1 rRNA gene is annotated in these 361 nt (G+C 56.2%); it reads right to left on the minus strand.

Annotation, left to right across the window (positions count from 1 at the left end):
* Positions 1-361, minus strand: a 23S ribosomal RNA gene (locus OO71_RS45975); the annotation flags it as partial.

Below are 361 nucleotides of genomic sequence, written 5' to 3' on the forward strand. Positions count from 1 at the left end.
GTCCGCTATCGGTCTCCAGGAAGTATTTAGGCTTACCGGGTGGTCCCGGCAGATTCACAGCAAATTCCACGAGCTCGCTGCTACTCGGGAACACCACCACACAACACCAACACAGTTTTCGCGTACGGGACTCTCACCCACTCCGGTCCACCATCCCAGGTGATTCCACTAACTGCGCCGCATCACGCCCAGAGTGTCAGCTCTGAGAAGGCGGGTCCCACAACACCGGCTACACAACCCCTGACAGGTATCACATGTAACCGGTTTAGCCTCTTCCGCTTTCGCTCGCCACTACTCACGGAATCACGGTTGTTTTCTCTTCCTACGGGTACTGAGATGTTTCACTTCCCCGCGTTCCCTC

This window comes from Amycolatopsis jejuensis (assembly GCF_000717335.1).
GTDB classification, from domain to species: domain Bacteria; phylum Actinomycetota; class Actinomycetes; order Mycobacteriales; family Pseudonocardiaceae; genus Amycolatopsis; species Amycolatopsis jejuensis.